Below are 26567 nucleotides of genomic sequence, written 5' to 3' on the forward strand. Positions count from 1 at the left end.
ATGCATTGCCCAAAGCCATTCCATCGAGTGATGGCTGAGCCATCCGGATGACGGTCGCCGAAGCCCCAACTAGGGTGCGGCGCAGGGGTTCCGGCACTTGGCCCACCGGCATTGCGATGTCAGTGGGCGGTGCCACAGTGGGGGAGTGACCAACACCGTCGCAGGGCAGAGGGGGTGACGTCCGGTCGTGACCGGTACCGCTATCGGGGAGTCGGTGGGCGCTCGTGGCGCCCGTTCCAAGGCCTTCGCCGTGCTGCGTGTCCGCGGTTGGGCGGCGGCCGTGGCGCTGCTCCCCGCGGCCGTCGCCGTGATTCTGCTGGCCGGCGGTGCGACGGGGAGGATGAGCGGTGGGGGCTGGGACACCGCGCGCTGGACGGTGACCGTGTGCGCTGTGGTCGTGCTGCTCGCGGCCTCTGCCGTCGCCGCGGTGATCGCCCGGGCCGCCCCCGCGCTCAGCCCGACCGTGGAGCTCCCGGAGCGCTCGGCCCCCGATCTGTACCGGCTGGTCCACGACCTGGCCGAGCGCCTCGACGTGCCCGCGCCGTCCGCGCTCGCGCTCACCCCCGACTGCGACAGCTGGCTCGAGGACCGTACGCACCCGGCGCACGCGATATCCGGGGCCAGGCGGCGCCCGGGCGAGGCGCCGGTCCTGGTCATCGGCTCGCCGTTCCTGTGGTGGATGCGGGTCGCCGAGCTGCGGGCGGTGCTCGGCCCGGTCGTCGCGGGCACCAGCCTCGCCGCCGACCCCGACATAGCCGCCGCCCGCCGGTTCGTGCGGGGCCTGGACGCGGCGGTCGCCGACGCGGCCGGCCCCGGGGGATGGTCCATACGCAGGCCGCTGTCCCTCGTGACCGGCCGGATAGCCCGGCTTCTGCTGCGCGGCTGTCAGATGCACGCGGCCGAGATGGAGCGCTGGGTCGCGGCCGCCGCGTCCGAGCGGGCACAGGGTGTGGACTATGGTCTGCGGATCGTCGCCCAGGAGCAGGTGGGCCTCGCCTACGCGGGCTGGGACCGGCTGCTGACCCGGGTCGCCCTGCCCGCCTGGCACATGGGCCGCTGGCCCTCGCGGCTGGACGCGGGCGTCGTGGCGGCGCTGACCGAGCTCTCCCGGCGTGACCGTCTCGCCGAGGGCTTCACCTCGCGGCTGGGCGAGCGTCCCGCCTGCGACCTGCTGGAGGAGCCCGGCACCGTGGACGAGGCGGCGTCGCTGCTGGCGGCGCGGCTGTTCCACGGCGGTCCCGCCGAGGGGCCCGACTGGTCCCCGGTGGACTGGCAGCACTATCCGCGCGAAGTCGTCGACCGCAAGTGGCGTACGGAAGCGGCCCGTATCCACCGGGTCCTCGACGAGCTGGGGGTGCCGCCCGCGACCGGGCCCGAGGGGCCGACCCTCGCCCGCGTGATCGAGCATCTGTCGCAGCGGCCCGGCGGTGCGGCGAGCGACGATCTCGCGGCCGCGCTCACCGCCCGTACGGCCCGCGAGGAGGCGGCACGTGAGCCGACGCGGGCCCAGGGCCGGCCGGCGGCCGCCCTGGACGGCGCGGGCGACGTGCTGGCCCTGTGGGGCGGGGACCCGCTGCCGCTGTTCCCGCTCCAGCCGCCGCGCAGCGGCCGTGACCTGCTCGCCGACCATGTCGTCGCGATGGTGTGCTGCACGGCGATCGACACCGTGGGGGCGGCGCCCGGCCTGGACTGGCTGGACGGCCCGGCGCTGCTGATCGACGGCCAGCGGCGGGCCGACCTCATGGCGCCCGTGCTGAGCCTGGTGGAGGACGGCGACGCGCAGCCGCTGCGCGTCTGGCTGGGTTCCCTCGGCGTCCGGCCGGAGAAGCCGGTGCGCCTCGGCTGAGCCGCGTCGGCGGCCTGCCACCCATGGCTTGCTCCGGCCCGTGGACCCCCTCATACGGAACGATCTCTTCTCCTTCACGTCTATTCGCGACGAACGGTGACGGAGTGCGTGCGTTATGTGATGTGCTGGAGACCGGCGCTGAACAGGTCGGCGCATCGACGATGTACCGGGGCACCGAGGGAGGGCGCAGCATGGGGGCGGAGCAGATCCGGCGATGGGAATCGGGCGCTCTCGCCCACGCCGTCAGCGATCCCTTCGGCCAGGGCCCGCTGCCCTGGCTGCGCGGCGGTGAGCACTACTTCGGCGACACCGGCCAGGTCGTCCCCTGGTACGCCGACCCGGCGCTGGCGCGCGGCGGCTCCGGACGCCCGCGCACCGCCGACGACGTACGCCGCCAGATCAAGGGCTTCGTGTCGCCCGGGGCCGCCGCGCCCGGCGAGGCGATCGATTTCCACATCACCGTGGACCCGCCGCAGCAGTTCTCGGTCGACATCTACCGCATCGGTCACTACGGCGGCGACGGCGCCGCCAAGATCACCACGAGTCCGCGGCTGTCCGGCATCGTCCAGCCGCCCCCGCTCACCGCCGACCGCACGGTCTCGTGCCATCACTGGTGGCTCTCGTGGCGGCTGCAGATCCCCTCGTACTGGTCGATCGGCGCGTACGTCGCCGTGCTGACCACCCTCGACGGCCACCGCTCCCACATCCCTTTCACGGTCCGCGACGACCACCCGGCCGACCTGCTGCTGCTCCTGCCCGACATCACGTGGCAGGCGTACAACCTCTATCCGGAGGACGGCCGCACCGGCGCGAGCCTGTATCACGCGTGGGACGAGAACGGCCGGCTCCTCGGCGAGGAGGACGCCGCCGTCACCGTCTCCTTCGACCGCCCCTACGCAGGGGCCGGCCTGCCCCTCCACGTCGGCCACGCCTATGACTTCATCCGCTGGGCCGAGCGGTACGGCTACGACCTCGCCTACGCCGACACCCGCGATCTGCACGCGGGCCGCATCGATCCCTCCCGCTACCGCGGCCTGGTCTTCCCCGGCCACGACGAGTACTGGTCGGCGCCCATGCGCCGCGCTGCCGAGACCGCCCGCGACCGCGGCACCTCGCTGGTCTTCCTCTCGGCCAACACCATGTACTGGCAGGTCGAACTCGCTTCCTCTCCGTCCGGTATGCCCGAGCGCCTGCTGACCTGCCGCAAGCGCCGCGGCCCCGGCAAACCGGCCCTGTGGCGCGAGGTCGACCGGTCCGAGCAGCTGCTGCTGGGCATCCAGTACGCGGGCCGGGTCCCGGAGCCCTCCCCCCTCGTCGTGCGCAACGCGGACCACTGGCTGTGGGAGGCGACCGGCGCGGGAGAGGGCGACGAACTGCCCGGTCTGGTCGCGGGCGAGGCCGATCGCTACTTCCCGCGCACCGCGCTCCCGGAGCACGTCAGCCGCATCCTCCTCGCGCACTCGCCGTACGAGGACGGCGACGGCGTGGTGCGCCACCAGGAGACGTCGCTGTACCGGGCTCCCTCCGGCGCTCTGGTCTTCGCGTCGGGGACCTTCGCCTGGTCACCGGCCCTGGACCGGCCCGGCCACGTGGACCCCCGCATCCAGCGCGCGACGGCCAACCTCCTCGACCGCATCTGCAAACGCGACTAGCGACGATCCGGCGCGTCCGGCACCCCTGCTCAGGAGACTCCCACCCGCATACGGGACAATCGGAGCCGTTGTACGTAACCACGGGGAGGAACCGTGTCCGGATTCGTCGAAAAGCCCGAGCCGATCCAGGTGCCCGGCCTGATGCACGTGCACACCGGCAAGGTGCGCGACCTGTACCGGAACGAGGCGGGCGACCTCGTGATGGTCGCCAGTGACCGCATGTCCGCCTACGACTGGGTGCTCCCCACGGAGATCCCCGACAAGGGCCGGGTGCTCACCCGTCTGTCCCTGTGGTGGTTCGAGCAGTTGCAGGACCTCGTCCCGAACCATGTGCTGTCCACCGGCCTGCCCGCCGGCGCCCCCGCCGACTGGGAGGGCCGCACCCTGATCTGCAAGTCGCTGAACATGGTCCCGGTCGAGTGCGTGGCCCGCGGCTATCTGACCGGCTCCGGCCTCGCCGAGTACGAGCAGACCCGTACGGTCTGCGGGCTGGCGCTCCCCGAGGGCCTGGTCGACGGCTCCGAGCTGCCGGCCCCGATCTTCACGCCGGCCACCAAGGCGGCCGTCGGCGACCACGACGAGAACGTCAGCTACGAGGAGGTCGTCCGCCAGGTCGGTGCGGAGACGGCCGCCCACCTGCGCCGCACGACGCTCGACGTGTACGCGCGCGCCCGCGACATCGCCCGTGAGCGGGGCATCATCCTGGCCGACACGAAGTTCGAGTTCGGCTTCGACGGGGAGACCCTGGTCATCGCGGACGAGGTGCTGACCCCGGACTCCTCCCGCTTCTGGCCCGCGGCTTCCTGGGAGCCCGGCCACGCGCAGCCGTCGTACGACAAGCAGTACGTGCGTGACTGGCTGACGTCCCCGGCCTCCGGCTGGGACCGCAGGAGCGAGCAGCCGCCGCCCGCGCTGCCGCAGGACGTCGTGGACGCGACCCGGTCCAAGTACCTGGAGGCGTACGAGCTGCTGACCGGGACGGCCTGGCAGTAACGGCACACGAAGAAGCCCCCGGCGAGATCGCCGGGGGCTTCTTCATCTGAGCGGACGACGAGATTCGAACTCGCGACCCTCACCTTGGCAAGGTGATGCTCTACCAACTGAGCCACGTCCGCATGCGCCGTAGCGCGGAGACCACTATACCCAAACTCGCGGCCGGGTGAGACATACGGCCGTACGGATCTCCGGCCAGTACCTCGCCGGACTCGCCTGAGGGGTGGACCGGTCGGCGGTGCCGGGGTCACGGGCGGGCCCAAGTGCCGGTCTCCGGACGACCGGAGGCGGTCACTCGGCGCCAGGGGCACGGTCGAGGGGTGCTGGGCGCTGAAGTCCCCTGTACGCCGATTTCTATGGCGACCGTCACACGGGAAGTCGCCCCGAATCGGAGAACGACGAAGGCCCTGGTCATATCGACCAGGGCCTTCGCTCTCTGAGCGGACGACGAGATTCGAACTCGCGACCCTCACCTTGGCAAGGTGATGCTCTACCAACTGAGCCACGTCCGCATTGCTGCCGCTCGGCTCTCACCGGGCGGTGCGTTCACCACTGTACCTGATCCACATCGGTGGACGGTAATAGTGGTGCAGAGCGGGTGACAGGAATTGCACACTGCGCCTTCCCCCTGGAAGGGGGATGTTCTGCTACTGAACTACACCCGCATGCTCGGTGGGCCGGACCTTTTCGGCCTTGCCCCTCGGCGTGCTCCAGACTCTAGCCGATCACCAGGGGTGCAGTGCAACTCGCTGCGCCGGCGCCCGCGTCCGGGCGCCGGCCTCCCGGGCCGACGGCTCAACTGGCCTCGCGGAACGCCTCATAGACGCGCTTGGGGATGCGACCCCGGGCCGGCACGTCCATCTTGCGCGACTGTGCCCAGGCGCGGACGGCGGCCGGGGACGGCTCGAGCGAGGTGTGCCGGTACGAGATGCGCGACTTGTCGCGCTTGGTGACGTTCGTCATCTTCCGGCCCGCTGCCACGTACGGGGCCAGGGCCTTGCGCAGTTTCTTTGCGTTGGACGTATTGAGGTCGATCTCGTACGACTTCCCGTCGAGGCCGAACATGACCGTTTCCGCCGCTTCTCCCCCGTCGATGTCGTCGGAGAGCGTGACCACTACTCGCTGAGCCACGGATATCGGTCCTTTCGCTGCGGTATCACCGGTTCTGACGTGCGGTGATACCGGCTTTTCGGCTACCGAGGGGCAATGCTGCTTTCCTCTGTATTCCTTTGTACAGCGCATGGCCACGCATTGTGAAGCCCCGGCAATTTTCTGCGCGTGTCCGCCACAAAGGCGTCAGGGATTCTTATCCCGGATTTCGCTGGGGGGTCCTGAGGTATCTACTCGCGTAGATTTTCTGGCCGGGTACGCTGAGGGAACCGCCCTCGCAACACACCACCGGGAGTGCCCGTGGCTCGCGTCGTAGTCGACGTCATGCTCAAGCCCGAGATCCTCGACCCCCAGGGACAGGCGGTGCAGCGTGCACTGCCCCGGCTGGGATTCGACGGGATCGCGGACGTCCGTCAGGGAAAGCGCTTCGAGCTGGAGGTGGACGGGCCGGTCGACGACGCCGCCCTCGCCCGCATCCATGAGATGGCCGAAACGTTCCTCGCCAACACCGTCATCGAGGACTTCGTCGTGAAGGTGGAGTCGTGACCACTCGTATCGGAGTCGTCACCTTTCCCGGGACGCTCGACGACCGGGACGCGCTGCGTGCCGTGCGCCTCGCGGGCGCCGAGCCGGTCTCGCTGTGGCACCGTGACAAGGACCTCAAGCAGGTCGACGCGGTCGTCCTCGCCGGCGGTTTCTCCTACGGCGACTATCTGCGCGCGGGCGCCATCTCCCGGTTCTCGCCGGTGATGGAGACGATCATCGAGCAGGCGAAGGCCGGTATGCCGGTGCTGGGCATCTGCAACGGCTTCCAGATCCTCACCGAGTCGCATCTGCTGCCGGGCGCGATGCTGCGCAACAACCATCTGCACTTCATCTGCCGCGACCAGAAGCTGCGGGTGGAGAACGCGGACAGCGCGTGGACCGCCGACTACGAGGCGGGGCAGGAGATCTCCGTACCGCTGAAGAACATCGACGGCCGTTACGTCGCCGATGAGCGCACGCTCGACGAGCTGGAGGCAGAGGGCCGTGTCGCCTTCCGCTACCTCGACGGCAACCCGAACGGTTCGCTGCGTGACATCGCCGGCATCACGAACGCCGCGGGCAATGTGGTCGGTCTGATGCCGCACCCGGAGCACGCAGTGGAGCCGTTGATCGGTACGGGCCGTACCGACGGGCTCGGATTCTTCACCTCGATCCTGAAGAAGTTGGTCGCAGCATGACCCTCGACACCGTCAAGCACGCAACCGAGACCCCCGAGGCCGACCAGCCCTGGAAGGAGCTCGGCCTCAAGGAGGACGAGTACGCGCGCATCCGCGAGATCCTCGGCCGCCGTCCGACGGGCGCCGAGCTCGCGATGTACTCCGTGATGTGGTCGGAGCACTGCTCGTACAAGAGCAGCAAGGTGCATCTGAAGCAGTTCGGCGAGAAGACGCCGGAGAACGACGCCATGCTCGTCGGGATCGGCGAGAACGCGGGCGTCGTGGACGTCGGCCAGGGTTACGCGGTCACCTTCAAGGTGGAGTCGCACAATCACCCCTCGTACATCGAGCCGTACCAGGGTGCGGCGACGGGTGTGGGCGGCATCGTCCGCGACATCCTGGCGATGGGCGCCCGCCCGGTCGCGGTGGTGGACCCGCTGCGGTTCGGTGCGGCGGACCACCCGGACACGAAGCGGGTGCTGCCGGGCGTCGTCGCCGGCATCGGCGGCTACGGCAACTGCCTGGGCCTGCCGAACATCGGCGGCGAGGTCGTCTTCGACGAGTGCTACCAGGGCAATCCGCTGGTCAACGCCGGATGCATCGGCGTGATGAAGCACGAGGACATCCACCTCGCCAAGGCGTCCGGCCCCGGCAACAAGGTGATCCTGTACGGCGCCCGCACCGGCGGTGACGGCATCGGCGGCGTCTCGGTCCTCGCGTCCGAGACCTTCGACGACACGAAGCCCACCAAGCGCCCCGCGGTGCAGGTGGGTGACCCGTTCCAGGAGAAGCTCCTGATCGAGTGCACGCTCGAGATCTTCAAGGAGAAGCTCGTCGCGGGCATCCAGGACCTCGGCGGCGCGGGTCTGTCCTGCGCCACGAGCGAGCTCGCCTCCGCCGGCAGCGGCGGTATGCGGGTCGAGCTGGACACCGTGCCGCTGCGTGATGCGACGCTCTCGCCGGAGGAGATCCTCATGAGCGAGTCGCAGGAGCGGATGTGCGCGATCGTCGAGCCGCAGCACGTCGAGCGGTTCCTGGAGATCTGCGAGAAGTGGGACGTCATCGCCACCGTCATCGGTGAGGTGACCGAGGGCGACCACCTGGAGATCTTCTGGCACGGCGAGCTGATCGTGGACGTGCCGCCGGGCACCGTCGCGCACGAGGGCCCGACGTACCACCGCCCCTACGCCCGCCCGTCCTGGCAGGACGCGCTGCAGGCCGACGACGCGAACAAGCTGCCCCGCCCGCAGGACGCGGAGGAACTGCGCGCGCAGGTCCTGAAGTTGGTGGCCTCCCCGAACCAGGCGTCGAAGGCGTGGATCACGGACCAGTACGACCGGTTCGTGCAGGGCAACACCGTGCTCGCCCAGCCCGAGGACGCCGGCATGGTCCGCATCGACGAGGAGTCGAACCTCGGTGTGGCGATGGCGACGGACGGCAACGGCCGCTACGCCAAGCTCGACCCCTACACGGGCGCGCAGCTCGCGCTGGCGGAGGCCTACCGCAATGTCGCCGCCTCCGGTGCCAAGCCGCTCGCGATCTCGGACTGCCTGAACTTCGGCTCCCCCGAGGACCCGGACGTGATGTGGCAGTTCGCCGAGGCCACTCGCGGTCTCGCGGACGGCTGTCTGCAGCTGGGCACGCCGGTCACCGGCGGCAACGTCTCGCTCTACAACCAGACCGGCGAGACCGCGATCCACCCCACCCCGGTGGTGGCGGTGCTGGGCGTGATCGACGACGTCAACCGCCGCACCCCGATCGCGTTCGCCGAGGAGGGGCAGCTGCTCTACCTCCTCGGAGACACCCGCGAGGAGTTCGGCGGCTCCGCCTGGTCCCAGGTCGTGCACAACCACCTCGGCGGGCTGCCCCCGCAGGTGGACCTGGACCGGGAGAAGCTGCTGGCGGAGATCCTGATCTCGGCCTCCCGCGACGGCATGATCGACGCGGCGCACGACCTGTCCGACGGCGGCCTGGTCCAGGCCGTGGTGGAGTCCTGCCTGCGCGGAGGCAAGGGCGCCCGCCTGGTCGTCCCCGACGGACTGGACGCCTTCACGTTCCTGCTCAGCGAGTCGGCCGGCCGCGCGGTCGTCGCCGTCCCGCGCAGCGAGGAACTCCGCTTCACCGACATGTGCGGCGCCCGCGGCCTGCCCGCCACCCGCATCGGCGTCGTCGACGGCGACACGGTCGAGGTCCAGGGCCAGTTCAGCATCCCGCTGAACGAACTCCGCACCGCGCACGAGGAGACCATTCCGGGTCTGCTCGTCTGAGACGCGTGCCCCGAAGCCCCCGCCCGGTCCGACCGGGCGGGGGCTTCTGCGGTGCCTGCTCGAGGGAAGGCCGCTCGCCCAGTGCGGCGCGGGGCAGGTGTGCGCGGCGATGGCCAGGAGTGCACCGTCGAACGGCCCCGTGTCGTACCCACCCCGTAAGGTCGGCGTCATGCCACCGGCCAAGAAGCGTCTGCGTACGTACGACTCCGCCAAGGTCCGGGCCGCCGTGCTGGCCCAGTTCGGGCATGTCCGGGACGCCGCGGCGGTGCTGACGCCCCAGCAGCTGGAGCTGCCCACCCGGCTCGGGGACTGGACCGTACGGGAGCTCGTCGCACACCTCGCCATGGCGGTCGGCGCCGTTCCCCACTACCTCGCGCTGCCCGAGCCGGCCCGGCAGGACGTCGCGCTGCTCGACTGGCCGTTCGCGACGGTGACGGCCGCGGGGCAGGTCGACCTGGACACCCGGGAGCTGGCCGGCGGTGACCTCGGCGAGCTGTACGCGCGCACGGCCGAGCGCGTCGGCGAGGTGCTGCCGCTCGTGTCGGACGAGCGGCTGGTGCCGACGCGGTTCGGGGCCATGCGGCTCGGGGACTTCCTCGTCACCCGCACCGTCGAGCTGGTCGTCCACACCGACGACCTGGCCGACGCGACCGGCCTGGACGTCCCGTACGACCGGCAGGCGCTCGCCGCCTGCACCCGCCTGCTCGCCGACGCGCTCGCGGTCAAGGCGCCCGGGGCGTCGACGGAGGTGCGGATTCCGCCGTTCGCCGTCGTCCAGTGCGTGGAGGGCCCCCGGCACACGCGGGGGACGCCGCCCAATGTCGTCGAGACCGACCCGCTGACCTGGATCCGGCTCGCCACCGGGCGCACGGGCTGGCGGGAGGCGCTGGAGACCGCGCAGGTCAGCGCGAGCGGGGAGCGCGCGGACCTCGGGGGGCTCCTGCCGATCCTCGCCTGACCGGCGGTCCGGCGGAACCGGCCACGGGGCAGCCCCGTCCCAGGGATATGCGCTACCAGCTGAGCATTCCTGTCACCGCCCTGGCCCTTCTGGCCCTGGCCGCCTGCGGCACGGAGCAGGGAGGCGGGGCCGGCAGCGGCGACACCGTGGCACCCGACGTTCCTCTCACCGGCGTGCGCTGGTCCGTGGAGAGCGTGAGCGTCGACGGCACGAAGACCGCTTCCCCGTCCGACGCCTATGTGGAGATCACCGACGCGGGCCGGGCGCAGGGCAACTACGGCTGCAACCACTTCGGCGCCGACATCACGGTCGAGGGCGACACCGTGACGGTCGGCCCCGGCGAGGTGACCGAGATGGCCTGCGACAAGAAGATCCAGGGCTTCGAGGACGCCCTGCGCGCCGCGTTCTCCGGCAAGCTCAAGGCGAAACTCACCGACGGCAGGCTCACCCTCACGACCGAGAAGGGCGACACGATCGCACTGACCGCCGAGCGGCCCTCCCCGCTGATCGGCACCAAGTGGACCGTGGACTCCCTGGTGGCGGACGAGACGGCCACCTCCCTGCCCGCCGGCACCGAGGGCAAGGCGCATCTGACCATCGCCGAGGACGGGACCGTCGGCGGCAGCCTCGGCTGCAACCGTTTCACCAGCACTGCGAAGGTCTCCGGGGACTCGATCACCTTCGGCCGCCTCGCCTCCACGCGGAAGCTGTGTCCTGGCCCGGTGATGGATCTGGAGCGCGAGCTGGTCCAGGTCCTGAAGCAGGGGACGGTGAAGTACGAGGTGAAGCACCGCGCCCTGACCCTCACCGCGTCCAACGGCAAGGGTCTGGCGGCGTACGCGGACATGCGCTGATCGGCCGGATCGCGCCGGACAGCAGACACGGGGCATATCCGTCACAACCGGGCGTCGACGGGGTGCCGGGAAGGGCGGGAGAGGGGCCGGGCGGCGCCCGGAATGTCGGAGAATGCTCCCCGCTGTCAGCGGGGAGCGATGTGAACTAGCGCACGCGGCCACAGGTGGCGCTCGCGACACCGGCCAGTTCGGCGTGGCGGCACTCCACGCGTGGGACCACACGGTCACCGCCGGGCTGCACGGCCCAGGAGCTCGGCCGTGACCGGCCAGGTGCGTCAACGATCGTCCCGGCATGCGGACGCCGGAATGGACGATTTGGCGATCTTCTCAAGCCGCCCCGACGGCGGTACGGGACTGCGGATTCCTGCCTCCGGCGCTGCGTGGAGGCCGCTCGGCGGACTCCCGGAATGGGGTTGCGAGGCATCCCCAATTCGGACCAGTGGTCGATCTCGCCTACACTCGGTTGCGTGCCACGTGGTGACGGACGACTCAACCACGACCTGCTCCCCGGTGAGAAGGGCCCCCAGGACGCTTGCGGCGTCTTCGGTGTCTGGGCTCCGGGTGAAGAGGTCGCGAAGCTCACTTACTTCGGGCTCTACGCCCTCCAACATCGAGGCCAGGAATCCGCGGGAATCGCGGTCAGCAACGGCTCTCAGATCCTCGTCTTCAAGGACATGGGCCTCGTGTCCCAGGTCTTCGACGAGACCTCTCTCGGCTCCCTGACCGGTCATATCGCGGTCGGTCACGCCCGCTACTCGACCACGGGCGCCTCCGTGTGGGAGAACGCGCAGCCGACCTTCCGGGCCACGGCCCACGGCTCGATCGCGCTCGGCCACAACGGAAACCTGGTCAACACGGCGCAGCTGGCCGAGATGGTCGCCGAGCTTCCCAAGGAGAACGGCCGGGCCACCCAGGTCGCCGCGACCAACGACACCGATCTGGTCACGGCTCTGCTCGCCGGACAGGTCGACGAGGACGGCAAGCCGCTGACGATCGAGGAGGCGGCCGCCAAGGTCCTTCCCGACGTCCGGGGCGCCTTCTCGCTCGTCTTCATGGACGAGGGCACCCTCTACGCGGCCCGTGACCCCCAGGGCATCCGCCCGCTGGTCCTCGGCCGTCTCGACCGCGGCTGGGTCGTCGCCTCGGAGAGCGCCGCTCTCGACATCTGCGGCGCGAGCTTCGTCCGCGAGATCGAGCCCGGCGAGCTCATCGCCATCGACGAGAACGGCATCCGCACCTCTCGCTTCGCAGAAGCGAAGCCCAAGGGCTGTGTCTTCGAGTACGTCTACCTGGCGCGTCCCGACACCGACATCGCCGGCCGGAACGTCTACCTCTCCCGGGTCGAAATGGGCCGGAAACTGGCCAAGGAAGCCCCCGTCGAGGCCGACCTCGTCATAGCGACGCCGGAGTCCGGTACGCCCGCCGCGATCGGCTACGCCGAGGCCAGCGGCATCCCGTACGGCTCCGGCCTGGTGAAGAACGCCTACGTCGGCCGCACCTTCATCCAGCCCTCGCAGACGATCCGCCAGCTGGGCATCCGCCTGAAGCTGAATCCGCTGAAGGAAGTCATCCGCGGCAAGCGGCTGGTCGTCGTGGACGACTCGATCGTCCGCGGCAACACCCAGCGGGCCCTGGTCAAGATGCTCCGCGAGGCCGGCGCCGCCGAGGTCCACATCCGGATCTCGTCCCCGCCGGTGAAGTGGCCCTGCTTCTTCGGCATCGACTTCGCCACCCGCGCCGAGCTCATCGCCAACGGCATGTCGATCGAGGAGATCGGCAAGTCGCTGGGCGCCGACTCCCTCGCGTACATCTCCATCGACGGCATGATCGAGGCGACCACCATCGCCAAGCCGAACCTCTGCCGCGCCTGCTTCGACGGCGAGTACCCGATGGAGCTGCCCGATCCCGAGCTGCTCGGCAAGCAGCTCCTGGAGACCGAGCTTGCGGGTGGCGCCGACGCCGCCGACGCGCTCCGTCGCCCGTAATCCCCGCTCCAACGCAGTCACGACACGAAAGCTCTCAACCTCATGAGTGAGACCACCGGTGCCAGCTACGCAGCCGCGGGCGTCGACATCGATGCGGGTGACCGCGCTGTCGAGCTGATGAAGGAGTGGGTGAAGAAGACGCAGCGCCCGGAGGTTCTGGGCGGTCTGGGTGGCTTCGCCGGCCTCTTCGACGCCTCGGCCCTGAAGCGTTACGAGCGTCCGCTGCTGGCGTCCGCGACGGACGGTGTGGGCACGAAGGTCGACATCGCCCGGCGGATGGGCGTGTACGACACGATCGGGCACGACCTGGTCGCGATGGTCATGGACGACATCGTGGTGTGCGGCGCGGAGCCGCTGTTCATGACGGACTACATCTGTGTGGGCAAGGTGCACCCGGAGCGGGTGGCCGGGATCGTCAAGGGCATCGCCGAGGGCTGTGTGCTGGCCGGTACGGCGCTGGTCGGCGGTGAGACGGCCGAGCACCCGGGTCTGCTGGGGCCGGACGACTTCGACGTGGCCGGTGCGGGCACGGGTGTGGTGGAGGCGGACCGGCTGCTGGGTGCGGATCGTATCCGGACGGGTGACGTGGTCGTGGCGATGGCGTCGTCGGGGCTTCACTCCAACGGGTACTCGCTGGTGCGGCATGTGCTGTTCGACCGGGCGGGGATGTCGCTGGAGCAGCAGGTCGAGGAGTTCGGCCGGACGCTGGGCGAGGAGCTGCTGGAGCCGACGAAGATCTACTCGCTGGACTGTCTGGCGCTGACCCGGACGACCGAGGTGCACGCGTTCAGCCACATCACCGGCGGCGGGCTCGCGGCGAACCTGGCGCGGGTGATCCCGGACGGTCTGCACGCGGTGGTGGACCGCTCGACGTGGGCCCCGGGCGCGGTGTTCGACCTCGTCGGCCGGGCCGGCGACGTGGAGCGGCTGGAGCTGGAGAAGACCCTGAACATGGGCGTCGGCATGATGGCCGTCGTCCCGGCGGAGTCCGTCGAGGTCGCGCTGACCACCCTCGCCGACCGCGGCGTGGACGCCTGGGTCGCGGGCGAGATCATCGAACGCGGTGACCGTGCCACGGGTGCCGAGCTGACCGGCGAGTACGCAAGCTGAACAGCACAGAACCCGGTCCGGGGCAGGCCCCGGACCGGGTCGGTGAGTACAGCGTCAAGCGCCGCGGCGCTGTGACGACGGGCCGGACTCGTCGTCCTCGTCCTCGTCGTCGTTGTACATGTCCGCGTACCGCGCGTACGGGTCGTCTTCCTCGTCGTCGTCCTCGAACGGCTCGCCGTTCGGCGGCTGGCTCGAAATCGGACTCGAAGTCGATGCGCCCAGCTCGTTGGCCAGACGCGACAGGTCAGTCCCGCCGCTGTTGTACTTCAGCTGGCGGGCGACCTTTGTCTGCTTGGCCTTGGCCCGGCCGCGCCCCATGGCTCGACCCCCTCGGTGACGGGGCTCGACGGCCCCAGAGTCTTGACACGCGTTCATGAGTCGGAACGGGCTCTCCGTGAAGAGCTCGGTCCGTAGGGCTTCAACGGTACCTGCTTCCGCGGCCATACGGTACGCCGCCCGCATGAGGTGCCGCTTCACACGACCCGCGAGGCGCCCCGTCCTCGCTGGTCAACTGCGATTTTAACCTCTTCCTGGCGCCCGACCCGCCGACCGGGGTGAGTCTTGTCTCCCCCGGACGGGCGGGCCGGGCGGGTGCCCGGGTCAGCGACGGCGGGCGTCGGCCATGCGCTGCTCGGCGATCCGGTCGGCCGCGGCGGCCGGCGGAATGCCGTCTTCCTTCGCACGTGCGAATATCGCCAGCGTGGTATCGAAGATCTTCGACGCCTTCGCCTTGCACCGGTCGAAGTCGAAGCCGTGCAGCTCGTCGGCGACCTGGATGACGCCGCCGGCGTTCACCACGTAGTCGGGGGCGTAGAGGATCCCGCGGTCGGCGATGTCCTTCTCCACGCCCGGGTGCGCGAGCTGGTTGTTCGCCGCGCCACAGACGATCTTGGCGGTCAGCGCCGCCACGCTGCCGTCGTTCAGGGCGCCGCCGAGAGCGCAGGGCGCGTAGACGTCCAGGCCCTCGGTGCGGATCAGGGTGTCGGTGTCGGCGACCGCGGTGACCCCGGGGTGCTTGTCGAGAATGCGGCGCACGGACTCCTCGCGCACATCGGTGATCACGACCTCGGCACCGTCGGAGAGCAGGTGCTCGACCAGGTGGTGGCCGACCTTGCCCACGCCGGCGACGCCGACCTTGCGGCCGCGCAGCGTCGGGTCGCCCCACAGGTGCTGGGCCGAGGCGCGCATGCCCTGGAAGACGCCGTACGCGGTGAGCACGGACGAGTCGCCCGCGCCGCCGTTCTCGGGGGAGCGGCCGGTGACCCAGCGGCTCTCGCGCGCGACGACGTCCATGTCGGCCACGTAGGTGCCGACGTCGCAGGCGGTCACGTAACGGCCGCCGAGGGAGTCGACGAACCGGCCGTAGGCCAGCAGCAGCTCCTCGGACTTGATCTGCTCCGGGTCGCCGATGATCACGGCCTTGCCGCCGCCGTGGTCCAGGCCGGCCATGGCGTTCTTGTACGACATGCCCCGGGAGAGGTTCAGCGCGTCGGCGACGGCCTCCTCGTCGGAGGCGTACGGGTAGAAGCGGGTGCCGCCGAGGGCCGGGCCCAGGGCGGTGGAGTGGATGGCGATGACGGCCTTCAGGCCGGAGGCGCGGTCCTGGCACAGCACGACCTGCTCGTGCCCTCCCTGCTCCGATCGGAACAGAGTGTTCAGTACATCGACCGGAGCGCCGGTTACATCGGTCACGGTGGTGACTCCCAAGTACGAAGCGGCGGATGCGGACCCTCCTGCGGGTGGGGAAAGTCCGGTTGGGCAAGAGAGTAAGTCCTCACCCAGCGTAGATCCGACCCGGTGCCGAGGATCACCCTCCGTCGGAGTACGCACATGGAAGGATCTGCGGCATGCCGGCGCTGTCATCGGTCCTTGTCCCGTACGCGGCCTACCTGCGGATCTACGAGCCGCTGGCGGCCTTCCCCGAGCCGGAGCGCAGCCACTGGGCGCGCTACGCGCGCAGGGAGGACACCCCGACCGTCCAGGACGAACTCCGCCGCTCCCTGGCCGACTTGCTGCCGACCCCGCCCGTCGCGGTCCGCGTCCACGAGAGCGCGGACGCCTTCGTGACCGATGTCGACGGCGTGGTGTGCGTCTGCCCGTGGCGCACTCGCCTGCGCGGCTGGCTGGCCCTGGAGGAGCTGCCCGCGCAGCTGCCCGGCGCGCTCCTGGACGCGGCGCTGCCGCCGGTCGTGCGCGAGCAGGCCGCCGCCGACTTCGCACAGTGGCGCGAGGAGAACCCGGACGCCCGCCCGTGGATCAGGACGGCCGTGTGGGGGGTGCCCGTGGGCTGGTTCGTGCTCTTCGCCGACGAGGAGCGCGAGTACACGGCCACCGCGCCCTCGCTGCGCTACCGGACGCCCATGGTCCAGGCCCGTCGGCGGCTGGCCCGCGGGCTGCGGACGCTGCGGGAGGAGATCGACGAGGGGGCGCTGACCGAGAGCCTGGTGGACGTGGGGCGGTGGCTGGAGGAGTTCCACCCGCGATCACTGGTCGAGCTGGACTACGGCGGTCTGGTGCACGCGCTGCCCGGCGAGCTCCTGGCGGCGGACCGGTCGGCGGCGGACGCGGCGGAGGGGATCGCGGCGCTGCGGGCCGGGGACGGCGAGGGCGCGGCCGAGGCGTACGGGCGTCTGACGGAGCGTTGGAGAGCCGTGAGGGATCGTCAATTCGCGAACTGACGGAGGCGGGCAGCGACGGCGGCGGCCGGGAGGGGACGTAGGTCCCGATCCGGGCTATTGCCTCAAGCGTGATGGATTGCACTAACCGCCCCCTTGCGTCCATCGCCCACCCTCGTGTCAAAATAGGACAAGGAGTCCGGGGAGGGTTCCTTCCGTCCAAGTAAGGGCGGATTGCTCAGCATTGCACGCTATGGGGGGTCTGAGGACTCCTGATCGCTCTGTGACTGATCGTCACTGTGACGTGACTGTCCGTTATGGCATGGTCCATCGGCCTTCCGCCGCTGATGGACACCTGAGAGGGCAATTCCATCGGTTTGGCCGACGTGGCTGGACAGATGGTGTAGTTGTAGTGCCGAGGACAAGCCGTTCGTCCTATAACCGACTCGGCCCGCGTCCGCCATTTCGGGCAACGCGGGTCAAGGTGCAGAATTTAGAGGAAAGAACCGAGAAGGTTCGGTTCTCCCGAGGAGGCCGCTCATGACCGCTCGCACCCCTGATGCCGAGCCGCTGCTGACCCCGGCTGAGGTCGCCACGATGTTCCGCGTGGACCCGAAGACGGTCACCCGCTGGGCTAAGGCGGGCAAGCTCACGTCCATCCGCACGCTCGGTGGACACCGCCGTTACCGCGAGGCAGAGGTCCGCGCACTGCTTGCGGGTATCCCGCAGCAGCGCAGCGAGGCCTGAACACCCCGCTTGACCGGGCATTTCCTGGGCCCCCACCCTGGATGAGCCCACCACTGGCTCCACAGACGCGCGTCTGCCCCAACAGGCCTTCGTCTTCGATCGCGCTGGACTCCGCCGGGTCCAGCGCGATCTTTTTTGTGCGCCGGGGCCGGCTGTTGCCGGGGTGACGCATGACATCGGTGTCGACGCCTGGGACCCCTGGGGGAGTGGTGCAATGGCACATATTAAATCGGCCCCTTGTAGGAAGGGGCTAAATACTGCGGTTCAGGAAATCCGTTCGGTGACACCCGTCACAGTGCGCGACTCTTGCCAAAACCCGGAACGCCACCCAATCGGCCGCGCTGTGGCGGGCGTTGGTCACTCCTCGGTGGCTTCCGGAGCGGGGTCGGATGCGGCCGGCCCGGGCTCCGGATCGGGGCGCTCCATGGCCAGGCGCAGGAGCCGATGGCAGACGGGGCAGCTCCTTGTGAGGTGGCGGTAACTCGTGGCGGCCGCCAGATGGGCGCGCAGGAGCGCGCGTGTCTCGTGCCGCCTTGCCGCAGACGCCGCCATGTACGCCACCCCCTGGACCCTGGGTACCGGCGGCGGATGACGCCGTCAAGACGGCACGGGCGTGCGGACGGCAAAGAGGCCCGCGTCGACGCGACGCGGGCCTTCACGCGAACAGGCGCGGTCCCGAGGGGATTCGCCGTGTCCGGCTGCGGCTTCTCCCCTGCCTTCGGCGGGGACACAGTGGAGCGGGCTCCGGCGTCCGGGCATGACGAAGGCCCGCATCGAGGTGATGCGGGCCTTCGGTCAATCGCGCGGTCCTGACGGGATTTGAACCCGCGGCCTCCACCTTGACAGGGTGGCGAGCACTCCAAACTGCTCCACAGGACCAGGTTTCGCGGCCGGACACTCCTTGGCCGCGAGAGAGACTGTACAGCAGGTTCGCTGGTCAGGTCGAACTCACCCAGGGCGAGCGGGCCGTCACGGTGCGGCCGCGTCGATCGCCTTCACGATCCGCTTGTCCGAGACGGGATACGCCGTGCCCAGCGCGTGCGCGAAGTAGCTCACCCGCAGCTCCTCGATCATCCAGCGGATGTCCAGAACCTCCTGGGGCACCGGCCGGCCCTGGGGCAGCTGCTCCAGCAGCCAGGCGTACTCGTCCTGCATCTCGTGGACCTTCTCCATGCGCGTGGTGTCGCGCTGGACGGCCGTCGGCATCTGCTGGAGCCGGCGGTCCACGGCGATCAGGTAGCGCATCAGGTCGGGGAGCCTGCGCAGGCCCGTGCGTGTCACGAAGCCGGCCGGTACGAGGGCCGCCAGCTGCTGGCGCACGTCCTGGACGTTGTTGATCAGGGTCAGGCTGTTCGTGGCCTTCAGGCGCCGCTCACAAGCCTGCCAGGCAGCAAGGATCTGCTGCACCTGGTCGATCGTGCGGACGGTCAGGTCCACGAGGTCGGCGCGGACCTTGTCGAACAGCTTCCGGAACGATTCCTCGTCCCAGGCCGGTCCGCCGTGGTCGGCGATGAGCCGGTCCGCCGCCGCCATGGCGCAGTCGTCGAACAGCGCCTGGATCGAACCGTGCGGATTGCGGGACAGCGCCAGCTTCTGTTGGTTGGTCAGCCTGTCGGAGGCGAACTTCGCCGGGTTCACGGGGATGTTCAGCATGATCAGGCGGCGGGTGCCCTGCCACATCGCCTGCGTCTGCTCGGCCTCGGTGTCGAAGAGCCGTACGGAGACGCTGTCGCCCGAGTCGACGAGCGCCGGGTACGCCTTGACCGGCTGGCCGGCCCGGCGTGTCTCGAACACCTTCGTCAGCGTGCCGATCGTCCAGTCCTTCAGGCCGGTGCGCTCCAGCGACTCGCCCGACGGGCCGGACGAGGCGGCGGCCTTGGACAGGGCCTGGCGGGCCTTGGGCCGCAGCGCCAGCCGCAGCGCCTCCAGGTCCTTGTCCTCGGCGAGCTTCTTGCGGCGCTCGTCGACGATCCGGAACGTGATCTTGAGGTGGTCGGGGATCCGGGAGAGATCGAAGTCGTCCGCCTTGACGGGAACGCCGACCATCCGCTGGAGCTCACGCGCCAGAGTGCCGGGCAGCGGCTCCTGCAGGGGGACGGCCCTCTCCAGGAACGCCTTCGCGTAGTTCGGCGCCGGCACGTAGTGGCGGCGGACCGGCTTGGGCAGAGAGCGGATCAGCTCGGTGACGACCTCTTCGCGCAGGCCAGGGATCTGCCAGTCGAAGCCCTCGTCGGTGACCTGGTTCAGCACCTGGAGCGGGATGTGCACGGTGACGCCGTCGGCGTCCGCGCCCGGCTCGAACTGGTACGTCACACGGAACTTCAGCCGGCCCTGCCGCCACGAGTCCGGGTAGTCGTCCTTGGTGACCGCGCCGGCCTTCTCGTTGATGAGCATCTCGCGCTCGAAGTCGAGCAGGTCCGGCTGCTCGCGGCGCTTGTGCTTCCACCAGGAGTCGAAGTGGGCACCGGACACGACGTGTTCGGGGACCCGCTGGTCGTAGAAGTCGAAGAGCGTCTCGTCGTCCACGAGGATGTCGCGGCGGCGGGCGCGGTGCTCCAACTCCTCGACCTCGGTCAGGAGTTTGCGGTTGTCCGCGAAGAACTTGTGGTGCGTGCGCCAGTCGCCCTCGACGAGAGCGTTGCGGATGAACAGGTCGCGGGAGGTCTCCGGATCGATGCGCCCGTAGTTCACCTTGCGCTGGGCGACGATCGGCACGCCGTAGAGCGTCACCTTCTCGTACGCCATGACGGCCGCTGCGTCCTTCTCCCAGTGCGGCTCGCTGTACGTGCGCTTCAGCAGATGGTGGGCGAGCGGCTCGATCCACTCCGGCTCGATCTTCGCGTTGACACGGGCCCACAGGCGCGAGGTCTCCACGAGCTCGGCGGACATGACGAAACGCGGCGGCTTCCTGAAGAGCGCGGAGCCCGGGAAGATCGCGAACTTGGCGTTCCGCGCACCCAGGTACTCGTTCCTCGCTGCGCTCTTCCCGCCCTCCGCCCCGGCGGTCTTGACGTCCTTCATGCCGACGTGCGAGAGCAGGCCCGAGAGCAGGGACACGTGGACGGACTGCTCCGGGGCGTCCTCCTCGTTGACGTGGATGCCCATCTGCCTGGCGACCGTGCGCAGCTGCGAGTAGATGTCCTGCCACTCGCGGATGCGCAGGAAGTTCAGGTACTCCTGCTTGCACATGCGGCGGAAACTGGAGGAGCCGCGTTCCTTCTGCTGCTCGCGGACGTAGCGCCACAGGTTGAGGAAGGCGAGGAAGTCGCTCGTCTCGTCCTTGAAGCGCGCGTGCTGCTGGTCGGCCTGCGCCTGCTTGTCGGCCGGGCGCTCGCGGGGGTCCTGGATCGACAGCGCGGCCGCGATTACCATGACCTCGCGCACACAGCCGTTCTTGTCGGCCTCGATGACCATCCGGGCGAGCCGGGGGTCGACCGGGAGCTGGGACAGCTTGCGGCCGAGCGGGGTGAGCTTCTTGCGGGGGTCCTTCTCCGCGGGGTCGAAGGCCCCGAGCTCCTGGAGCAGCTGCACGCCGTCGCGGATGTTGCGGTGGTCCGGCGGGTCGATGAACGGGAACTTCTCGATGTCGCCGAGCCCGGCCGCGGTCATCTGGAGGATGACGGACGCGAGGTTGGTGCGCAGGATCTCCGCGTCCGTGAACTCGGGGCGTGAGAGGAAGTCGTCCTCGGAGTACAGGCGGATGCAGATGCCGTCGGAGGTACGGCCGCAGCGGCCCTTGCGCTGGTTGGCGCTGGCCTGGCTGACCGGCTCGATCGGCAGCCGCTGGACCTTCGTGCGGTGGCTGTAGCGCGAGATCCGGGCGGTGCCCGGGTCGATCACGTACTTGATGCCGGGGACCGTCAGCGAGGTCTCGGCCACGTTCGTGGCCAGGACGATGCGGCGGCCGGTGTGCGGCTGGAATACGCGGTGCTGCTCGGCGTGCGAGAGCCGGGCGTACAGCGGCAGGACCTCCGTGAAGCGGTACTGCTTCTTGTTGAGCGCGTCCGCGGTGTCGCGGATCTCGCGCTCGCCGGAGAGGAAGACGAGGATGTCGCCCTTGCCCTCGCCCAACAGCTCCTCGACGGCGTCCGTGATCGCGGTGATCTGGTCGCGGTCGGAGTCGTCCGCTTCCTCGAGGCCGTCCTCCAGGAGGGGGCGGTAGCGGACCTCGACCGGGTACGTCCGGCCGCTGACCTCGACGATCGGGGCGTCGCCGAAGTGGCGGGAGAAGCGCTCCGGGTCGATCGTCGCGGAGGTGATCACGACCTTGAGGTCGGGACGCCTGGGGAGCAGCTGCGCGAGGTAGCCGAGGAGGAAGTCGATGTTCAGCGACCGCTCGTGGGCCTCGTCGATGATGATCGTGTCGTAGGCGCGCAGCTCGCGGTCCGTCTGGATCTCGGCCAGCAGGATGCCGTCCGTCATCAGCTTCACGAAGGTCGAGTCCTGGTTCACCTGGTCGGTGAAGCGGACCTTCCAGCCCACGGCCTCGCCGAGCGGGGTGCGCAGCTCCTCCGCGACACGCTCGGCCACCGTACGGGCGGCGATCCGGCGGGGCTGCGTATGGCCGATCATGCCGCGCACGCCGCGGCCGAGCTCCAGACAGATCTTGGGGATCTGGGTCGTCTTTCCGGACCCGGTCTCGCCCGCGACGATCACGACCTGGTGGTCCCGTATCGCCTGGAGGATCTCGTCCTTCTTCTGGCTGACCGGGAGCTGCTCGGGGTACGTGACCTCGGGCACGCGCTCGGCCCGCCCCGCGGTGCGGGCCGCGGACTTCTCGGCCTCGGCGGCGATCTCGTCCAGCACGGCCTGCCGCGCCTCGGGCTTACGGATGCGGCGGGCGCCCTCGAGACGACGGCCGAGCCGGTGGGCGTCGCGCAGGGACGCCCCGGCCAGCAGGGTCTGGAGGTCTGCGAAGGAAGTAGACATACGGGGTCCAGGATCGCACTCTCCGGAAAGCGCTGGCGAACTCATTTCGTCAGCAAGCTGGTGCAGTATGGAGCGAAACGTTCATCCCTCCCGAGCGTCCCGAAGGGAAAGCGCGCCCATGCTGATCGGCCGCGACCGCCGACGCCGCGTCGCGGTGACCGCGAGCCTGCTGCTCGGTCTGCTCGGCACGCTGCTGGGATGCGTGGCGGCCCTGTCGGCGGAGGGGGAGGCGGCGGCCTCGCATGCGGGCTCGAACCGCGGTGCCGTGACTGCCGGGCCGGACGTCGCCCGCGGTGGTGCAGTCGGCGTGCGGACGGGTGCGGGATCCGCGCCGGGCGAGGCGGTCGTCGCCGGGGCCGCGCAGCCGCCCGGATGCGGGGAGCGCACCGGGGCCGGGGACAGCGGGGCCCACCCGGGTGTGCCTCCGCGCGGCGGCTCCGCGTACGAACTGCTGCCCGCCCTGCCCCAGACACATGGCAGCGGCGGCGTCGCGCTCGTCTGCGACCAGACCGCGCTGGACGTCTCGCCTCTGCGCGGCCCGCCACCGCTCGCGCCGCCCTCCGCGGTCGACCTCTCCGTCCTGCGCGTATAGGCCCGCCGGTCCCTTCACCGGCATCCGTTTCCGTCAGGCCTTTCGTTCAGGAGCTCCACCATGCCTTCCGCGTATTCCGCCACGTCCACCTCCTCACGCAAGCCGCTCGCGATCGGCGCGGGCGTGCTCGTCGCCGCGCTGCTGCTCGGCTTCGCCTCCTACACCGCCACCCGGCCGGAGGCCGCGCCGTCCGGCGGGTCCTCGTCCGTCGGATCCTCCGTCGCCGACGGTTCCACCGAGCCGCAGGCCGGCACACACCCCGAGCTGGAGAAGCTCGCCCGCCGCGACGCGAAGGACCCTCTTGCGGCGGGCCGCGCGGACGCGCCCGTCGTGATGGTCGAGTACGCGGACTTCCAGTGCGGCTACTGCGGAAAGTTCGCCCGCGACACCGAGCCGCAGCTCGTGAAGAAGTACGTCGACGCCGGTGTCCTGCGGATCGAGTGGCGCAACTTCCCGATCTTCGGCGAGGCGTCCGAGGCCGCCGCGCGCGCCGCGTGGGCGGCGGGGCAGCAGGGCCTCTTCTGGCAGTTCCACGCCGCCGCGTACGCGGAGGGCGCCAAGGAGAAGGGCTTCGGCCCGGACCGCCTCACGGCGCTGGCCCGCGAGGCGGGGGTGCGCGACCTCGACCGCTTCACGCGTGACCTGGACAGCGACGCCGCGCGCCGGGCGGTCACGAAGGATCAGGAGGAGGGCTACGGTCTGGGCGCCACGTCCACGCCGTCTTTCCTGGTCAACGGCCGGCCCATCGCGGGAGCGCAGCCGATGGAGACGTTCACCGAGGCGATCGAGGCGGCGGAGCGGACCGCGAAGCAGGGGCCGCGATGAACGACATCGGCTATCTGGCCGCGTTCCTCGGCGGTCTCCTCGCTCTGATCAGCCCGTGCAGCGCCCTGCTGCTGCCCGCGTTCTTCGCGTACTCGGTCGACTCCACGGGCCGGTTGCTGGCACGCACCGGCATCTTCTTCGCGGGCCTCGCGACGACGCTGGTCCCGCTCGGCGCGGCCGGGTCCTTCGCGGGCCGGCTCTTCTACGGCCACCGCGACCTGCTGGTCTCGGTCGGCGGCTGGCTGATCGTCGCGCTCGGGGCCGCGCAGATCCTCGGGATGGGCTTCGCCTCGCGCCGCATCGCCGAGGTGTCGGGCCGGATCCGTCCGACGACGGCCTTGTCCGTCTACGCCCTGGGTCTGGTCTACGGGTTGGCGGGCTTCTGCGCGGGCCCCATTCTCGGGAGCGTGCTGACGGTCGCGGCGCTGAGCGGGAGCCCGGTCTACGGCGGCCTGCTGCTCGCGGTCTACGCCCTGGGCATGGCGGTCCCGCTGTTCCTGCTCGCGCTGCTCTGGGACCGCTTCGACCTGGGCGGCCGCCGGTGGCTTCGCGGCCGGGAACTTCGCGCGGGCCGGTTCCGGCTGCACACGACGTCGCTGGCGTCGGGCCTTTTCTTCGTGCTGCTGGGCACGGTGTTCCTGGCCTTCGACGGCACGACGGCCCTGCCGGGCCTGCTCTCGGTCGACGACTCGTTCGCGGTGGAGGAGTGGGCGTCGGGCATCGGCAGAGCGGTGCCGGACTGGGCGCTGCTGGTGCTGGTGGTCGCGGTGGCGGCGCTGGTCCTGGGCGTGCGCGGCTGGCGCCGCGGCGAGCGGGAGAAGGCGTAGCGCGCCCTGGGCCGGGGGCTCTCGAACCCCCGGCCCAGGGCCCCACGACGTCAGGAGTCCGCGGAAACGGCGAAGGCCCCGATCCGGGGATCGGGGCCTTCGGCTGGTGGCTGGGGCCGGGGTCGAACCGGCGACCTATCGCTTTTCAGGCGATCGCTCGTACCAACTGAGCTACCCAGCCACGAAGCTCTTTCGAGCTCCAGCGGTCCTGACGGGATTTGAACCCGCGGCCTCCACCTTGACAGGGTGGCGAGCACTCCAAACTGCTCCACAGGACCAAACATTGTGCGAGAACAAGTCTCGCACACGGTGATGCGTGCCCCCAACGGGATTCGAACCCGTGCTACCGCCTTGAAAGGGCGGCGTCCTGGGCCACTAGACGATGAGGGCTAAGGGCCCGCCTGGGCGCTTCTCAGCGCGTCGGGGACGTGAGAAGCATATGGGATGCGGGGACCTATCGCCAAAACGGTTTACGGGGAGGGCGACGGGGAGTTCCCCGACGGGCTCGGAGAAGGCTCCTGCGGCTCCGCGACATGGCGGCTGACCTCTGCTGTCGTCAGGCCCAGGCCGCCCAGCGTGATCTCGTCCCACGCCTGCAGCCGCCGGCTCGTCCGGTCGAGGTAGAGCACCGAGGCGCGCACCTTCTCCGGCTGCTTGTCCTCCACCGCGCGCAACCCGCCACCGCCGGTCGATCCCTCGATCCTCAGGCGCGTGCCGTTCGGGAGGATCTCGGTGTGGCGCTTGTGGATGTGCCCCGCCAGGACCAGCGGCACCGTGCCGTCGGTCTCGCGGGCCGCGACCGGGTTGTGGGCGACTGCGATGTCGACGGGGGTGCCCGCGCGCTCCTGGTCGCGCAGGGCGGACGCGAGGCGGATGCCGGTCATGCGTTCCGCCGGGTCGCCCAGGGCCTCGACCGACCGGTCAGGGGTGAACTGCGGGTCGCCGCTGCCCGCGATGCGCAGTCCCCCGACGCTCACGGCCCGCCCCTCGTCGAGGACGTGGACGTTCTTCATCCGGGACAGGTACTCCTGCGTCGTGCGGGAGTCGTGGTTGCCGCGGACCCACACGTAGGGCGCGCCCAGATCGGGGATGGGGTCGAGGAAGCCGTTCTCGGCGGAGGACCCGTGGTCCATCGTGTCGCCGGAGTCGATGATCACGTCGATGCCGTACTGCTCCACGAGGGAGCCGATGATGTGCCAGGCGGCGGGGTTGAGGTGGATGTCGGAGACGTGGAGCACCCGCATCGTGCCCGGGTCCGGCGAGTAGGTCGGGAGCGTCGACGTCGCGTCGTACAGCTTGGTCACGTTGGTGACCAGGCGTGCCAACTCCTTCTGATAGACGTCGAATTCGGTCACGATCGAGCGCGCGTTGCCGACGACGGAAGGTGCGGACGACAGCAGTCCGGAGAACTTCGGCTCCAGGACGGACTTCGGGTTCCAGGTCGCGGCCGCCGAGACGCCGGACGCGGCGAGGAGCGCGAGCGCGAGGCCGCCGGCGGCGAGGGCGCGGCGGGGGCGGCGGTAGACGGCGAGGCCCAGCGCGGTCGCCCCGGAGACGACGGCGACGCAGGAGCGCAGGGCGAGCTCGGTGGTCCCGTCCCGGACGTCGGCGGAGATCTCCTCCTGCAGGCCGGACAGCCGCTCGGGGTGTTCCACCAGGGCCTGGGAGCGGACGGGGTCGAGGCGGTCCACGTCCACGTCGAGGCGGACGGGGGCGACGTGGGAGTCGAGTTCGAGGGCGCCGAGCGGGGAGACGTTGATCTTCGTGCCGCCGCTCAGGGAGGGGCGCAACGTCATGGTGGCGTCCATCGGGCCGACCGGCGTACGGACGTTGCCGACGATCAGCAGGCCGAGCCAGGCGCCGATGAGGACGACGGCCGTCAGTCCGAGGGCGCGGACCCAGGGCCGCTGGACCGTGGCGAGTGCGGTGGTCTGCGAGGACGTGCTGCCGCGGGGGCGCGGCGCGGTACGGAACGGGCGGGTCGGGCGGGTCGGCTGGTTCGGTTCCGGGGCTTCGCGGGCCATTGGTCCCGTATGCCCCACACGACCGGCGACC

At 70.3% G+C, this 26567-nt stretch carries 21 protein-coding genes and 7 tRNA genes; 15 read left to right on the top strand and 13 right to left on the bottom strand.

Going from position 1 to position 26567, the window contains the following annotated elements; all coding sequences use genetic code 11:
• The first annotated feature begins 187 nt into the window (after positions 1 to 187).
• From ACWD0A_RS22995 to ACWD0A_RS23005, 3 genes are all read left to right on the top strand, one after another.
• Positions 188 to 1846, top strand: a complete 1659-nt coding sequence (locus ACWD0A_RS22995) for a hypothetical protein (RefSeq protein ID WP_451300860.1) — start codon at positions 188 to 190, stop codon at positions 1844 to 1846.
• A 191-nt stretch (positions 1847 to 2037) separates the two neighbouring features.
• Positions 2038 to 3498, top strand: coding sequence for a N,N-dimethylformamidase beta subunit family domain-containing protein (locus tag ACWD0A_RS23000; protein WP_451300862.1), 1461 nt, complete (start codon positions 2038 to 2040; stop codon positions 3496 to 3498).
• Positions 3499 to 3591: 93 nt separating this feature from the next.
• The gene (locus tag ACWD0A_RS23005; RefSeq protein ID WP_451300864.1) at positions 3592 to 4491 is read left to right on the top strand and encodes a phosphoribosylaminoimidazolesuccinocarboxamide synthase; all 900 of its coding nucleotides are present in this window, start codon (positions 3592 to 3594) and stop codon (positions 4489 to 4491) included.
• A gap of 49 nt (positions 4492 to 4540) precedes the next feature.
• Here ACWD0A_RS23005 and ACWD0A_RS23010 read toward each other — a convergent pair.
• The 4 genes from ACWD0A_RS23010 to ACWD0A_RS23025 all read right to left on the bottom strand — a co-directional run bounded on the left by ACWD0A_RS23010 (position 4541) and on the right by ACWD0A_RS23025 (position 5622).
• Positions 4541 to 4613, bottom strand: a tRNA-Gly gene (locus ACWD0A_RS23010).
• A gap of 317 nt (positions 4614 to 4930) precedes the next feature.
• Positions 4931 to 5003 (bottom strand) — tRNA-Gly (locus tag ACWD0A_RS23015).
• Between the two features lie 81 nt (positions 5004 to 5084).
• A tRNA-Gly gene (locus ACWD0A_RS23020) sits at positions 5085 to 5156 on the bottom strand.
• A gap of 130 nt (positions 5157 to 5286) precedes the next feature.
• Positions 5287 to 5622 (bottom strand): histone-like nucleoid-structuring protein Lsr2, encoded by a 336-nt coding sequence (locus ACWD0A_RS23025; RefSeq protein WP_451300866.1) that lies wholly within the window; start codon positions 5620 to 5622, stop codon positions 5287 to 5289.
• Between the two features lie 279 nt (positions 5623 to 5901).
• Between ACWD0A_RS23025 and purS the strand changes: the two genes are divergently transcribed.
• From purS to purM, 7 genes are all read left to right on the top strand, one after another.
• Positions 5902 to 6147, top strand: coding sequence for a phosphoribosylformylglycinamidine synthase subunit PurS (gene purS, locus ACWD0A_RS23030; protein ID WP_147987130.1), 246 nt, complete (start codon positions 5902 to 5904; stop codon positions 6145 to 6147).
• On the top strand, positions 6144 to 6824 hold the full coding sequence (purQ, locus tag ACWD0A_RS23035) for a phosphoribosylformylglycinamidine synthase subunit PurQ (protein ID WP_451300869.1): 681 nt from the start codon (positions 6144 to 6146) through the stop codon (positions 6822 to 6824). The genes purS and purQ overlap by 4 nt, the downstream gene beginning before the upstream one ends.
• The gene (gene purL / locus ACWD0A_RS23040; RefSeq protein WP_451300871.1) at positions 6821 to 9070 is read left to right on the top strand and encodes a phosphoribosylformylglycinamidine synthase subunit PurL; all 2250 of its coding nucleotides are present in this window, start codon (positions 6821 to 6823) and stop codon (positions 9068 to 9070) included. Before purQ ends, purL begins: the two co-directional genes overlap by 4 nt.
• Before the next feature lie 169 nt (positions 9071 to 9239).
• A complete protein-coding gene (locus ACWD0A_RS23045) occupies positions 9240 to 10028 on the top strand; it encodes a sterol carrier family protein (RefSeq protein ID WP_451300873.1) in 789 nt (262 codons plus the stop codon).
• A 47-nt stretch (positions 10029 to 10075) separates the two neighbouring features.
• A complete protein-coding gene (locus ACWD0A_RS23050; protein ID WP_451300875.1) occupies positions 10076 to 10882 on the top strand; it encodes an META domain-containing protein in 807 nt (268 codons plus the stop codon).
• A 467-nt stretch (positions 10883 to 11349) separates the two neighbouring features.
• Positions 11350 to 12867 carry an amidophosphoribosyltransferase gene (gene purF / locus ACWD0A_RS23055; RefSeq protein WP_177153798.1) on the top strand — a complete coding sequence of 506 codons (1518 nt, stop codon included), beginning with the start codon at positions 11350 to 11352 and terminating at the stop codon, positions 12865 to 12867.
• A 42-nt stretch (positions 12868 to 12909) separates the two neighbouring features.
• Positions 12910 to 13977, top strand: coding sequence for a phosphoribosylformylglycinamidine cyclo-ligase (purM, locus tag ACWD0A_RS23060; protein ID WP_451300877.1), 1068 nt, complete (start codon positions 12910 to 12912; stop codon positions 13975 to 13977).
• A gap of 54 nt (positions 13978 to 14031) precedes the next feature.
• Here the strand turns inward: purM and ACWD0A_RS23065 are convergent, their stop codons facing one another.
• Together ACWD0A_RS23065 and ACWD0A_RS23070 are read right to left on the bottom strand one after the other, a co-directional pair.
• Entirely contained in the window at positions 14032 to 14295 is a 264-nt protein-coding gene (locus ACWD0A_RS23065) for a DUF3073 domain-containing protein (RefSeq protein ID WP_177153145.1), read from the bottom strand.
• Between the two features lie 282 nt (positions 14296 to 14577).
• Complete coding sequence (locus ACWD0A_RS23070) at positions 14578 to 15669, bottom strand: Leu/Phe/Val dehydrogenase (RefSeq protein ID WP_451300879.1); 1092 nt, start codon at positions 15667 to 15669, stop codon at positions 14578 to 14580.
• A 155-nt stretch (positions 15670 to 15824) separates the two neighbouring features.
• Between ACWD0A_RS23070 and ACWD0A_RS23075 the strand changes: the two genes are divergently transcribed.
• Positions 15825 to 16655 carry a hypothetical protein gene (locus ACWD0A_RS23075; protein ID WP_451300881.1) on the top strand — a complete coding sequence of 277 codons (831 nt, stop codon included), beginning with the start codon at positions 15825 to 15827 and terminating at the stop codon, positions 16653 to 16655.
• Between the two features lie 477 nt (positions 16656 to 17132).
• Positions 17133 to 17339 (top strand): developmental transcriptional regulator BldC, encoded by a 207-nt coding sequence (gene bldC / locus ACWD0A_RS23080; RefSeq protein WP_003949541.1) that lies wholly within the window; start codon positions 17133 to 17135, stop codon positions 17337 to 17339.
• Between the two features lie 357 nt (positions 17340 to 17696).
• On the opposite strand, the gene ACWD0A_RS23085 is transcribed toward bldC, so the two are convergent.
• From ACWD0A_RS23085 to hrpA, 3 genes are all read right to left on the bottom strand, one after another.
• Positions 17697 to 17891 (bottom strand): DUF6274 family protein, encoded by a 195-nt coding sequence (locus ACWD0A_RS23085; protein WP_451300883.1) that lies wholly within the window; start codon positions 17889 to 17891, stop codon positions 17697 to 17699.
• A gap of 252 nt (positions 17892 to 18143) precedes the next feature.
• Positions 18144 to 18218: transfer RNA gene (locus tag ACWD0A_RS23090), tRNA-Asp, on the bottom strand.
• A gap of 90 nt (positions 18219 to 18308) precedes the next feature.
• Positions 18309 to 22268 carry an ATP-dependent RNA helicase HrpA gene (gene hrpA / locus ACWD0A_RS23095; protein ID WP_451300885.1) on the bottom strand — a complete coding sequence of 1320 codons (3960 nt, stop codon included), beginning with the start codon at positions 22266 to 22268 and terminating at the stop codon, positions 18309 to 18311.
• A gap of 118 nt (positions 22269 to 22386) precedes the next feature.
• Here hrpA and ACWD0A_RS23100 point away from each other — a divergent pair, with 118 nt between their 5' ends.
• From ACWD0A_RS23100 to ACWD0A_RS23110, 3 genes are read left to right on the top strand one after another with little or no spacing between them, the layout of a single operon-like run.
• Positions 22387 to 22860 carry a hypothetical protein gene (locus ACWD0A_RS23100; RefSeq protein ID WP_451300887.1) on the top strand — a complete coding sequence of 158 codons (474 nt, stop codon included), beginning with the start codon at positions 22387 to 22389 and terminating at the stop codon, positions 22858 to 22860.
• A gap of 60 nt (positions 22861 to 22920) precedes the next feature.
• Positions 22921 to 23685, top strand: a complete 765-nt coding sequence (locus tag ACWD0A_RS23105; protein ID WP_451300889.1) for a DsbA family protein — start codon at positions 22921 to 22923, stop codon at positions 23683 to 23685.
• Positions 23682 to 24512 (top strand): cytochrome c biogenesis CcdA family protein, encoded by an 831-nt coding sequence (locus ACWD0A_RS23110; RefSeq protein WP_451300891.1) that lies wholly within the window; start codon positions 23682 to 23684, stop codon positions 24510 to 24512. Before ACWD0A_RS23105 ends, ACWD0A_RS23110 begins: the two co-directional genes overlap by 4 nt.
• Positions 24513 to 24616: 104 nt before the next feature.
• On the opposite strand, the gene ACWD0A_RS23115 is transcribed toward ACWD0A_RS23110, so the two are convergent.
• The 4 genes from ACWD0A_RS23115 to ACWD0A_RS23130 all read right to left on the bottom strand — a co-directional run bounded on the left by ACWD0A_RS23115 (position 24617) and on the right by ACWD0A_RS23130 (position 26536).
• Positions 24617 to 24693, bottom strand: a tRNA-Phe gene (locus ACWD0A_RS23115).
• Positions 24694 to 24715: 22 nt separating this feature from the next.
• Positions 24716 to 24790: transfer RNA gene (locus ACWD0A_RS23120), tRNA-Asp, on the bottom strand.
• A 39-nt stretch (positions 24791 to 24829) separates the two neighbouring features.
• A tRNA-Glu gene (locus tag ACWD0A_RS23125) sits at positions 24830 to 24902 on the bottom strand.
• Positions 24903 to 24982: 80 nt separating this feature from the next.
• Complete coding sequence (locus tag ACWD0A_RS23130) at positions 24983 to 26536, bottom strand: metallophosphoesterase family protein (RefSeq protein WP_451300893.1); 1554 nt, start codon at positions 26534 to 26536, stop codon at positions 24983 to 24985.
• Between the last annotated feature and the right edge of the window lie 31 nt (positions 26537 to 26567).

This window comes from Streptomyces sp. NPDC002867, from assembly GCF_053591895.1.